Consider the following 11,918-nt stretch of genomic DNA (forward strand, 5'->3'; position numbering starts at 1 on the left):
GCCCGACTTTAGACCGAGGTAGGCCCAGACGAACAAACGGAAATGCGGTACCCAACCCGCGCATAAGAGTATGCCAGCCGTCGTCAAAATGCCCTGTCTCCTCCTTTGTCCACCAGCTTCACGCATGGGCTTTCGCCGCCAAAGTCGAAAAGGAAAAATCATGCCCAAAGAGCTTGAAAACGAACATAAGAGCTTTCTGATGGTCTTGCCGGATTTCTCGCGCACTACGGGAGAAATCCAACGAATAGTGACGACATCCGAACGGTTGTTGTGCTCTATGAACTTGACGAAGTTTCATTTATTCGCGAATGCGCATGTTGAGGAAACCGGACGTTGTTGTACCGGCTGGTTGCTGCAACGGATGAGTGCGCGTCGGGTGAAAAATGCCTTTTAGTGCCGAAGACTTGGTTGCGAATCCGAAATTCATCCTTGCCATTCGTTTCCACGCGGGGCGAATGCGCAGCATGTTCGATGCTGGCCCGCGACTGGCACGGTTGCTTGCTTCCCAGCAACGCTGGCTGCTGACGCAGACTGCCTATGCCCTCGCTATGGAGCGTAATCCCGCTGATCCGACTTCGGGGTTCACGGCCGTTCGGCTGACGGGCGAGATCACATCCCGCAAGGCGGCCAGCCGCAACACCGTGCTGAGCTTCATCGAGGAACTCCTCACCTACCGCTTCATTGCCTACGAGCCAGGGGCGGAGCGCCGTCGTCCCCGCCACTTTGAGCCGGCAGAGACCAGTCATCACGCGATGTTTGGATGGCTCGTCTCGAACCTGGGAGCTCTTGATTTGGTGGACGGTGGAAACCGGGTTGCCCATGTTGAGGCTCACAAGGAATTGGTTCGAATCCTTCAACCGCGTATCGCGCGCAATTGTCTTGAAGATCCGCGGTGGCGGGAACCCACAGATCATGTGGCGCTTTTCCTGTGGAACGACGCCGGCGGTCTGATCGTCGATCACCTGGTATCCCGAATGGATTTACAAGGAGATGACCCCAGGCGTGTTGTGGTCGGTCATGTCGACAGCCGCGCTCTTGCGGCGGACTTCATGATATCGCGCACGCACTTGCAGCGGCTTTTTGCAAAGGCAGCGCAGCAAGGATGCATTGGCTGGGATACGACCGACAAGAAGCCCGTACTCTGGATGTCGCGCTCATTCGTCGAACAATACTGCAAGTGGCAAGCGATCAAGTTCGCGTATGTCGACGAAGCGTTCCACTGGGGGACGCGATAGGCCGATCGGCGGGGATAGCGATTTGTGATCGGCCAAGCAATGAGACAAGAGGCCAGCAAATGCCAGCCTCGACCTCAGTATTGCTGAAAATCCGCAAAGATCGCGGCGGGGCGCGCGATGCGGCCGCTTGCGCCGGTGCCGCGAGCAACCATTTGTTCGTTCGTGGCGAAGCCGATGCGGCTGTAGCTTTGCGTTGTGCGACCCTGCTCATTGGCAAGGCGAAGGGTTTCAAACCCGCAGTGGATAGGACGAAAACGTGCAGTCATTGCCTTGGTTCCTGTTGATTCCTCCCAAGACAGACCACAATATTGCACTGCAACATGAGGTTTTCAATGCGTTAGAATAAGGGGCAGATATGCGTAAATCGCATAGATGTTTTCATAAAGCATTTATAATTGCCCATTTTGAGAGCAGATTACAGTGCTGCCAGTTTGGCCTGAAAAGCCAAAAGATCGTTCCAGGCCAGACGCTTGTTGATGGGGGCCGTCAATAGATCTTGTGGATGCAAGGTCGCGATCGCAGGAACGACGCCGTTCCCGACCGCGATCTCCCGCCATTGCCCACGCAGACCGTGAATCGTATCGTTCTCCCCGAAAAAGACCCGGGCAGCAAAATTGCCGAGCACGAGAATTGCCTTGGGCTCGGCAAGCGCGATCTGCCGCTCGATGAAAGGACGGCAGATATCCATCTCGGCGGTCGACGCAATGCGGTTGCCGGGTGGTCGCCAGGGAATGACCTGCGTCAGCAATATGGTATCGCGCTGCAGACCGATTGCCGCGAGCATCTTGTCGAGCAGTTGCCCAGGTCGCCCGGAAAAGGGTTGACCTTCACGGTCATCGTCAGCGCCCGGCGCTGAACCGATCACCATGATCCCGCTTGCCGCATCTCCGCTGGCGAAGATCGTCGAGCGTGCACTGTGCTTGAGATTGCATCCATTGAATGCCTCGATCGCCGTTTTCAGCTCCGGCAGCGAACGGGCGCTCTCAGCCGCGAAGCGCGCCTGCTGAACGGCCTCGCCATCGGGGATCGACGGTTGCGGTCGTTGAGCCGTGCGCTCGGGGGCAGGGGCATTTCTTCGCGTCGCCTGGGCCGCCGGGCGTGGCGAGGTTTCCCGGGCTTCGGTGGCCTGCGGGGAGGAGCCCGCACTCCGTCGCGCCGCCTTCATTGCCTCGAACTCGGCGAAGCGGTCGACAGCTTCCTCCTCGAGCAACCACTCGACGCCGGCTTCCGCATGGAAATGCAAAAGCGCGGCGAGTTCGCCCGGAGAGAGTTCGTTGACGGAGATCATAACGGCGACTTTAGCGAAGCCGGGACGTCAATGAAAGAGCGCTCTGGCCGCTAGCCGACCTATTGCACTGTCCATTGCGTGATGTCCTCGCGTTCGCCGATCAGTGCCAACCCATGGGCGATGGATAGCAGTTCGCCACCGGTCTCGATACAGTCTGCGTCGAAGCGCTCGGTGAAAATGCGGCGCACAGCCGGCACGAACGACGTGCCGCCGGTGAGGAACACCTTATCGATCATACCGGACGTCGTGTTTGTCTTCTCCAGGACGTCATCAAGGGCGCCTTCGATCCGCGCGAGATCATCTGCAATCCAGCTCTCGAAGTCGGCGCGCCTGATGGTCCGGTGACCTCCGCGGCCGAGAGGGGCGAAGTCGAAGGCAGCCTCATCGGCGGCCGAGAGCGCCATCTTCGTTGCCGAAACAGCTTGATAAAGCGGGTAGCCTTCGTCGTGCTCGACAAGGTCGATGAAGGCCTCAAGCTTTTCGGGTTCGAGTGCCGTGCGCACGAGCTTCTTGAGATCCTCGAATTCGCGCGATGTCTTGAAGATCGAGAGCTGGTTCCAGCGACCGAAGCTCGAATAGTAGTTTGTCGGAACTTCAAGGATCTTGTCGAAGCTCTTGAAATGACTCCCCTTGCCGATCTGCGGCGCAACGATGTTGTCGATCATGCGATAGTCGAAGTGGTCGCCGGCGATCCCGACACCCGAATGGCCGATCGGAGTTGCAGTCAGCTTTCCGCCAACTGTTTCGAACCGGATCAGCGAATAGTCGGTCGTACCGCCGCCAAAGTCGGCGACCAGCACGGTGGCATCGGACTTCAGGTTTTGCGCAAAGTAGAACGCAGCGGCCACCGGCTCATAGACGTAGTGAACCTCTGGAAAACCGAAGCGGGAAAGTGCCTCGTTATAGCGCTCGGTCGCCAGCGCAGGATCCGGGTTCGCGCCGGCGAAATGCACCGGACGACCGGTAACGATGCGGGTAACATCTGACGGCCAGTTGTCGCCGGCATAGTTGCGCAGGCGACGGATGAAGACCTCCATCAGATCCTCGAAGCTGTGGCGCTTTGCGTAGATCAGGGTGCCCTGAAAGAGCGCGCTTGCCGCAAAGGTCTTGATCGACTGCAGGAACCGGCAATCGCCGGGATTGTCGATGAATTGCCGGATTGCGGCGTGTCCTGCCTCGACCTTCAGCGCGGATGCGCCGAGTTGCGAATCCTTCATGAAAGACAAGGCAGTGCGCATGCTATCGGCGTTGCCGGCGGCACTGGTGAAGGCCATTGAATGGGTTGTCTGCCCGTCTGCCGTGGCCAAAACCGTGTTCGTTGTGCCGAAGTCGAATCCCAGCGCCTGAGCCATGCTCGCACCTCACCCTGCCGATTATGTTTTGAGATCGGAGGTCAGCCTCCGCAAAGGCGCGGAACGACGCGCCCGAATTCAAGGAGGGCGCGTGATGCCACAGGGGCCGCCTTTATTCAAGGCTTGAAGGCGAAAAATGCTGCGGGCGCCAATGGCGCCCGCTCGTTCTTTACTCGGCCGCTATGGCCTGAGGCATTTCCTCACTGTGCGTGGTTTTCTTCTTGCGCCCGAAGCTGAGGAGCCAATCGCTGAGCTTGCCCATCTCGACGAAAATTACCGGGGTGATGAACAACGTTAGCGCTTGCGATACGACAAGACCGCCGACAACGGCAATGCCGAGTGGTTGGCGAAGTTCCGAGCTTGCACCACTCCCGAGAGCGATCGGAAGTGCGCCGAGGAGGGCGCAGAAGGTCGTCATCATGATCGGGCGGAAACGTCGGACGCAGGCTTCGTGGATCGCTTCCGAGGGCGACATGCCGCTGCCTGAGCGCAGGTTCTCCAATGCCACGTCGATCATCATGATCGCGTTCTTCTTGACGATGCCGATCAGCATCAGCAGGCCGATGAGAGCGATGATCGAAAGATCAAAGCCCATTATCTTCAGTGCCAGCAAGGCGCCGAGTGCCGCGGCCGGCAGGCCTGAAAGAATCGTCAACGGGTGGATGAAGCTTTCGTAGAGAACGCCCAGCACAACATAGATCGTCAGCACAGCCGCCAAGATCAGCAGCGGGGTGTTGCCCTGAGACTGCTGGAATATCTGCGCGGTGCCGCCGTAGGACGTGAAGACGTCCGCGGGCATGTTGATGTCTTTCTTGATCTGGTCGATCGCAGCCGTTGCGTCGCCGAGCGCTTCACCTGCAGGCAGATTGAACGACACCGTTGTTGAGACAAGCTGGCCGGTCTGGTTGATGGTCACTGGCCCTGTCGTGCGCTGGACCGTCGCAAAGTTCGACAAGGGAACCAGGGCGCCGCCACTGTTGGACGCGACGCGGATTTCCTGAAGCTTCTGATCGTCCCATGGCTTGCTGGTGTCATATTCCACAATCACGTCATAGCTGTCGCCGGTCGACTGGATCTGAGCCGCCGTATATCCGCCAAAGGCTTCCTGCAGCGTCGTACGCAACTGTCCGTCGGTGATGCCGAAGGCGGCCGCCTTTTCGGTGTCAACGACGATATTGGCTTGCAATGCGTTGTTCTGCGCATCGGAAGCCACGTCAGTGAAACGGGGGTCGGCGCGCATCGCCTGCTGGATCTTATTTGCCCAGATGTTCGTCTGATCGGCGCTTAGTGCCTGGACGACCAACTGGTATTGGCTTGCTGTCTGGCGGCCGCCGAAGCGAAGGCTCTGCTGCGGCGTTATGTATGCCTGAAGGCCCGGAATCTTGCTGATGCTCGCTCGCAACTCCCTTAAGGTCTGATCAAGCGGCGGACGCTGATCCTTGTCCTTGAGCTCGACGTACATGGTGCCGTTGTTGAGCGGGCTGCGTGCATTGCCGCCGACAATCGACATCACGTGGTTGACAGCGGGGTTTTGCTTCACGAGTGCCGCGGCCTGGTTCTGCAGTGCCTGCATTGCTGGATAGGAAATGTCCTGACGGGCGCGCGTCGTGATGCTCAACCGGCCGATATCCTCGGTGGGGAAGAAGCTCGAGGGCAGCGTCATGAACAGGTAGATGGTCAACCCGACAGACGCCACGAACAGTGCAAGAACCGTCGGGCGGTGCTTCAGGCACCAGCCGACCGATCTCTCGTAGCCTCTGAGCGTCCGCTCGAAACCGGCGTCGAACCAGCGGATGAGGAACGGCGGCCGCTCGTGGGCGCTACCGAGGCGCGACGCCAACATCGGCGTCACCGTGAGCGAAACGATTGCAGAGGCGACGATCGCAATGGCAACGACCATACCGAACTCGTTGAAGATACGGCCGACGACGCCGCCCATCAGCAGGATCGGGATGAAAACGGCGATCAGCGAAACCGACATCGAAACGATCGTGTAGCTCACTTCGCCTGCACCCTTGATGGCCGCATCGAGAACCGGCATTCCCTCCTCGACATGCCGGAGAATGTTTTCCAGCATGACAATCGCGTCATCGACCACAAGGCCGACGGCAAGCGTCAGTCCGAGCAATGAGATATTATCGATACTGTAGCCGAGCACGTACATCATGCCGAAGGTGGAGATCAGCGATAGCGGTACGGCGAGCCCAGGAATGATTGTCGCCGTCAGATGGCCGGTGAAGAGATAGATAACCAGGACGACGAGGCCAATCGTCAGAAGGAGCGTGAATTTAACGTCCGCTATCGCGTCCTTGATTGGTTGCGCGGAGTCATTCATGACCTTCGTTGAAACGGAGGCCGGAATCTCTGCATGCAGGCCCGGCAACTTCGCCCTGATCGCGTCGACAACCTCAACGGTGTTCGCATCGGGCTGACGTTGAATGGCGAGAATGATGCCGCGGTTGCCATCGTACCAGCTGCCGGTATTCAGATTTTCGACGCTGTCTTGCACGTCGGCAACATCGCCGAGATGGATCGGCGCGCCGTTTGGATTGGCAATAACGAGCGTGCGGAATTCGTCGGCGTTGGTACGCTGGGTGTTGGCATTGATCGTCATGCTCTGGGTGTCGTTCTGCAGAGAGCCGACGGGAACCTGGCTGTTGGCCGCGACCAGCGCCTGGTTAACCGTGTCGATGCCGATGCCGCGGTTGAGAAGCTTGCTTGGATCAACCTCGACGCGGACCGCATAGGTTTGTGCACCGAATACCGAAACCTCGGCGACGCCTGGAAGGGTCGAAAGGGACGGCGAGATAATGTCCTCGGCAATCTCATCGAGCTTGCTACGCGGCATGGTATCGCTCTGCACGGCAAGCAGCATGACCGGCGCATCGGCGGGGTTCGTTTTCCGGTAGCTTGGCGGCGTCGTCATGTTATCGGGTAACTGCCGCGTCGCGTGCGAGATTGCTGCCTGAACGTCCGCCGCCGCCGCGTCGATGTTGCGGTTGAGGTCGAACTGCAGAACAATGCTCGTATTGCCGAGCGAGTTTGTGGCGCTGATTTCGCTGATGCCGGGAATGGTCTGGAACTGCTTAATCAGCGGCGTCGCAACCGAGGTCGCCATCGTCTGCGGCGAGGCGCCTGTCAGCGCCGCCGAAACGTTGATCGTCGGGAAATCGACCTGCGGCAGGGCTGCCACTGGTACCAGCTGATAGCCTGCAAGACCGGCAAGCACGACGCCGATGGCAAGTAGCGTGGTCGCGACAGGACGTCGAATACAGAAATTCGGTATCATTCTTCCGTGCCCGCTGTGATGGTTTCAGTCTTACCCACGGCCTGGTCCGTGGAGGCGACGTTCAAAGCCTTGTCGTCGAACTGTTCCTTCACCGGCTGCTGATCAACCAGCTGCGCCTGTCCCTCGATGATGACGTGATCACCCTCGGAAAGGCCCTGTGAGATGGCGCTGAAGCCGCCGTTCGCGCGGGCCACAGTGACCGGGGTCACCTGAGCCTTGCCATCGCGCACCACAAGCGCGAAGAAGCCGTCGGCGCCCGGGCTGACGGCAACGGTGGGGACCACGACCTGCTGCTCATTGTTGTTGAAATGGACAACGATGTTGACCGACTGGCCGGGCCATAGCGCGCCCGTCGCGTTCTCAAACTTTGCCTTCGCGAGGATGGTGCCGGACGCTGGGTCGACGGTGTTGTCGTAGAAGCTGATATGGCCTTGATGTGGCTTGCCCTTGTCGGACTGGGGAACCGTGCTGACATCAACCGGCCCTGCGGCGAGGGCAAGCTTCAATTGCCTCAGGTCCCGTTCCTGAAGGTGGAATTTCACATAGATCGGATCGTACTTTGCGATCGTCACGATCGCCGAGCCGGCGTTCACAAAGGCGCCCGGGCTCACCGAGATATCGCCCAGGCGTCCGTCGAAGGGTGCGCGGATATCGGTATGCTCAAGCAGGACCTGATCGGCGGCGAGCGCTGCCTTATCCGCCTGAACCGTGGCCGCCGCTGTGTCGCGCGCCGCCTTCGCCTGATCGTAGCTTTGCTGTGTGCCGGCCTTCGAGCTTAGCAGGTCATTGGCGCGCGCCAGCGCCGTTTCCGCTTCCGCCAGGGTGGCTTGGTCGCGGACGACCATGGCGCTGTCCTTGTCGACCGTTGCCTGTGCCGTGCGTGCATCAAGCTCGGCGATCAGGTCTCCCTGTTTGATGGTGGCGCCGTCCGATGCGAGGATCCTCGTAACGATCCCCTGTTCCTGGGCCGCGATCGTCGTGTTGTCGTCCGCATCAGCCCAGCCGGAAGCCGTGACGTCTCGGGGCAGGGTAGTCTTCACCGCTGCAACAGTCTTGACCAGTGTTGGTCCGCCGTTGCGGTTGCGACCCTTGCCGCCGCCCTTCTGGTCACCGGACTGCGATGCACTGCCCGCCGTCTGGTGGCCGCCATCGGCGGCATCTGCCTGCTGCTGTGCCTTGGATAGAAATTGCGAAAGGTAAGGGACGCGTTCCCTGTATTGCCATACGCCAACGGCGGCGGCAGCGACGATGCAGACTGTGACAAATAATTTTTTCATATGCAGGACCGGTTTGGGGCAAGTTGCGCGGAAATCCAGGCTCTATTGAACCACGTTTATTACGGCGCAAAAAAGACACAATTATCGGACCGACCATCACTAAGTGGTTATAATGGCTTAAATTTTTGTAATGAAAGAATGCGCTTAAATGATATTTCTTGAGCATCGGCAATGTGGGGTAGCCCACACTTTTGGGAATTTTTCCTTTTCAATCAGACGGATCGCGCCGCTCCGCCATCGCAGCGCACAAGACTGCCGGTAATGTAGCTCGCCGGCTGGCTGCAAAGAAAGGCGGCGGTCGCAGCGAACTCCTCGACCGTTCCGTAGCGGCCCATCGGAATCGCGGCTTGCTTTGCGGACCGGATTTCATCGAGGCTCTTACCGGTCCGCTTGGCAGCGGCGCCGTCGAGATCGTCAAGGCGATCCGTCAGGATGCTACCGGGAAGTAGCAGGTTTGAGGTGATTCCAAAGCGCCCGATCTCCGTTGCCAGCGTCTTGCTCCAACCGGCGAGGGCGGGGCGCAGCGTGTTCGAAAGCGCGAGGTTGGCGATCGGTTCGATGACGCCCGACGATGCGACGGTGAGAATGCGCCCCCAGCCTTGTTCCTTCATAGATGGCAGCAGAGCATTGGTGAGCGCAATCACACGCAGGACCATGGAGAAGAAATAGGTTTCCAGCTTCTCGGGCGTCATATCCTGCGTCGTCCCCGGTGTCGGGCCGCCGGTGTTGTTGACGAGGATATCGACGCCGCCAAGCTTGTCGTACGCGGCGGCGGTTACGGTCTCCACGAAGTTCTCATCGGAGAGATCGGCCCAGATCCAATCCGCCTTGCCATGTCCTTCGGCATTGATGGCGCGGCAGTTTGCCTCCAGCGTCTCGCCACTACGCCCGCAAAGCAGAACATTCGCACCCTCACGCGCCAAAGCTACGGCGATGCCATGCCCCAATCCGCGCGACGATGCCAGAACGAGTGCGCGCTTGCCTTTGATGCCGAGATCCATGCCAAATTCCTCCAGTCGTCGGTCTCTCTATACGGCGCGCCGACCGGAGACGAAAGCGGCGTGCGCCATTTGTTTATTGTTTGACGTTTACGTAAGATGAATATAATTATTTGGCCCTAGAAATGCTGTTGCGCGAATTGGAGGATTCGCTGTCGTTTCCCGGCTCGACAATAGCCTTCTGTTTTGACAAGACATAACCCGATCACGGGGAATATGGCCGCAATGTCGGCCGAGCGGAGATGGATGCATGACCGATACGACTGAACTGCCCGAACGCGAGAGCATGGAATTCGACGTCGTGATCGTCGGTGGCGGTCCTGCGGGATTGTCGGCTGCGATCCGCCTGAAGCAGGTCAATCCGGAACTGTCGGTCGTCGTGCTCGAGAAGGGGGCTGAAGTCGGTGCCCATATCCTGTCGGGTGCCGTCGTCGATCCTGTTGGTATCGACCGTCTGCTGCCCGGCTGGCGCGAAGAGGCTGATCATCCGTTCAAGACCGAGGTGACCGACGACCACTTCCTGGTGCTCGGCCCGGCCGGCTCGGTGCGTCTGCCGAACATGCTGATGCCGCCGCTGATGAGCAATCACGGCAACTATATCGTGTCGCTTGGCAACGTCTGTCGCTGGCTCGCCACCAAGGCGGAAGAACTCGGCGTCGAGATCTATCCGGGCTTTGCCGCAACCGAAGTGCTCTACAACGACGAGGGTGCCGTCATCGGTGTCGCCACCGGCGACATGGGCATCGAGAAGAACGGCGAGCCCGGTCCGAACTACACCCGCGGCATGGAACTAACAGGCAAATATGTGCTGATCGGCGAAGGTGTCCGCGGCTCGCTCGCCAAGCAGCTGATCGCCAAGTTCGATCTCTCCAGGGACCGTGAGCCGCAGAAGTTCGGCATCGGCATCAAGGAGCTCTGGCAGGTGAAGCCGGAGCACCACAGCCGAGGCCTCGTGCAGCATTCCTTCGGCTGGCCGCTTGGCATGAAGACCGGCGGTGGCTCCTTCCTCTATCACCTCGAAGACAATCTCGTTGCCGTCGGCTTCGTCGTTCATCTGAACTACAAGAACCCGTACCTCTATCCCTTCGAGGAATTCCAGCGCTTCAAGACGCATCCGGCCATTCGCACCACCTTCGAGGGTGGCAAGCGGCTGTCCTACGGTGCGCGTGCGATCACCGAGGGCGGCTGGCAGTCGGTGCCGAAGCTCTCCTTCCCGGGCGGGGCGCTGATCGGCTGCTCGGCCGGCTTCGTCAACGTGCCGCGCATCAAGGGCAGCCACAATGCCGTGCTGTCGGGGATGATGGCAGCGAACCGCATCGCGGCTGCGATCGCCGCCGGCCGCGCTAACGATGAAGTGGTCGAGATCGAGAACGACTGGCGTTCGAGCGACATCGGCAAGGACCTGAAGAGGGTGCGCAACGTCAAGCCGCTGTGGTCGAAGTTCGGCACGGCAATCGGCGTGGCGCTCGGCGGTTTCGACATGTGGACGAACCAGCTCTTCGGCCTCTCGATCTTCGGTACGTTAAAGCATGGCAAGACGGATGCGGCCTCGCTGGAGCCTGCCTCGCAGCACAAGCCGATTGCCTATCCGAAGCCCGATGGTGTCCTCACCTTCGACCGCCTCTCCTCGGTGTTCCTGTCGAACACCAACCACGAGGAAGACCAGCCGGTGCATCTGCAGGTCAAGGACATGGCGCTGCAGCTATCGTCGGAGCACGATATCTATGCCGGTCCCTCGACCCGCTACTGTCCGGCCGGCGTCTACGAATGGGTGGAGAAGGATGGCAAGGAGACCTTCGTCATCAACGCCCAGAACTGCGTCCACTGCAAGACCTGTGACATCAAGGATCCCAACCAGAACATCAACTGGGTGCCGCCGCAGGGCGGCGAGGGACCGGTCTATCCGAATATGTAAGAGGCAGGCATGAGTAGTGCCTGCATCATACGGCAGGCGCGTCTCAATGAACTGCCGCGCCTGACTGAGATCGAAATCGACGCCTTCGCGACGCTTGCGGAGGCGCTCGGTGTTGCCAGGGAAGCGCACGCGCTATCGCAGGACGTATTGCGAGGATCGCTCGACGCGAGCCTGCTGCTCGTTGCCGCTGATGACGACGATCGTCTGGTTGGCTTTCTCGCGGCGGAGGAGATCGAGGGCACGCTCTATGTGATCGAACTGGACGTCTGCCGGAATTGCCAGCGCAGAGGTGTCGGGCGGCATCTGATGTCGGCTGCGATCGAGATGGCCCGGCGACGCCAACTATCGTCTCTGACGCTGACCACTGATCGCCACGTTCCATTCAACGCGCCTTTCTATGCTTCCCTCGGCTTTGTGCTACCGAGCGCCGAAGTCTTACCTCAGTTCCTACGGAAAAAACTGGATCACGAAGTCGCTGTCGGGATGGACGCGGAACGGCGCGTCGCGATGATTCGCACCCTTTGAGATTATAGCGACGCCTGACTGACAATAGAATGAGCGGGC

The 11,918-nt window shown here is 59.5% G+C and carries 10 protein-coding genes; 4 read left to right on the top strand and 6 right to left on the bottom strand.

Annotation, left to right across the window (positions count from 1 at the left end; translation table 11 throughout):
* Positions 1-160 precede the first annotated feature (160 nt).
* Together ATY79_RS16765 and ATY79_RS16770 are read left to right on the top strand one after the other, a co-directional pair.
* On the top strand, positions 161-394 hold the full coding sequence (locus ATY79_RS16765; RefSeq protein ID WP_088704465.1) for a hypothetical protein: 234 nt from the start codon (positions 161-163) through the stop codon (positions 392-394).
* Complete coding sequence (locus ATY79_RS16770) at positions 384-1,235, top strand: hypothetical protein (protein ID WP_088704466.1); 852 nt, start codon at positions 384-386, stop codon at positions 1,233-1,235. The genes ATY79_RS16765 and ATY79_RS16770 overlap by 11 nt, the downstream gene beginning before the upstream one ends.
* Before the next feature lie 74 nt (positions 1,236-1,309).
* Here ATY79_RS16770 and ATY79_RS16775 read toward each other — a convergent pair whose 3' ends face one another.
* The 6 genes from ATY79_RS16775 to ATY79_RS16800 form a co-directional block, all read right to left on the bottom strand.
* Positions 1,310-1,501, bottom strand: a complete 192-nt coding sequence (locus ATY79_RS16775; RefSeq protein ID WP_088704467.1) for a hypothetical protein — start codon at positions 1,499-1,501, stop codon at positions 1,310-1,312.
* 149 nt (positions 1,502-1,650) lie between these two features.
* Positions 1,651-2,523 carry a uracil-DNA glycosylase gene (locus tag ATY79_RS16780; protein ID WP_088704468.1) on the bottom strand — a complete coding sequence of 291 codons (873 nt, stop codon included), beginning with the start codon at positions 2,521-2,523 and terminating at the stop codon, positions 1,651-1,653.
* A 59-nt stretch (positions 2,524-2,582) separates the two neighbouring features.
* Positions 2,583-3,875: an Hsp70 family protein gene (locus ATY79_RS16785; protein WP_088704469.1), complete on the bottom strand. Its 1,293-nt coding sequence runs from the start codon at positions 3,873-3,875 to the stop codon at positions 2,583-2,585.
* A gap of 169 nt (positions 3,876-4,044) precedes the next feature.
* Positions 4,045-7,164 (bottom strand): efflux RND transporter permease subunit, encoded by a 3,120-nt coding sequence (locus tag ATY79_RS16790; RefSeq protein ID WP_088704470.1) that lies wholly within the window; start codon positions 7,162-7,164, stop codon positions 4,045-4,047.
* Complete coding sequence (locus ATY79_RS16795; protein ID WP_088704471.1) at positions 7,161-8,441, bottom strand: efflux RND transporter periplasmic adaptor subunit; 1,281 nt, start codon at positions 8,439-8,441, stop codon at positions 7,161-7,163. The genes ATY79_RS16790 and ATY79_RS16795 overlap by 4 nt, the downstream gene beginning before the upstream one ends.
* Positions 8,442-8,653: 212 nt before the next feature.
* Entirely contained in the window at positions 8,654-9,442 is a 789-nt protein-coding gene (locus ATY79_RS16800) for an SDR family oxidoreductase (protein ID WP_088704472.1), read from the bottom strand.
* A gap of 247 nt (positions 9,443-9,689) precedes the next feature.
* Between ATY79_RS16800 and ATY79_RS16805 the strand changes: the two genes are divergently transcribed.
* Both ATY79_RS16805 and ATY79_RS16810 read left to right on the top strand, forming a co-directional pair.
* Positions 9,690-11,354, top strand: a complete 1,665-nt coding sequence (locus tag ATY79_RS16805; RefSeq protein WP_088704473.1) for an electron transfer flavoprotein-ubiquinone oxidoreductase — start codon at positions 9,690-9,692, stop codon at positions 11,352-11,354.
* Positions 11,355-11,363: 9 nt separating this feature from the next.
* Complete coding sequence (locus ATY79_RS16810) at positions 11,364-11,879, top strand: GNAT family N-acetyltransferase (RefSeq protein WP_088704474.1); 516 nt, start codon at positions 11,364-11,366, stop codon at positions 11,877-11,879.
* Positions 11,880-11,918 lie beyond the last annotated feature (39 nt).

Source organism: Rhizobium sp. R693 (assembly GCF_002211315.1).
In the GTDB taxonomy this organism is placed as follows: domain Bacteria; phylum Pseudomonadota; class Alphaproteobacteria; order Rhizobiales; family Rhizobiaceae; genus Rhizobium.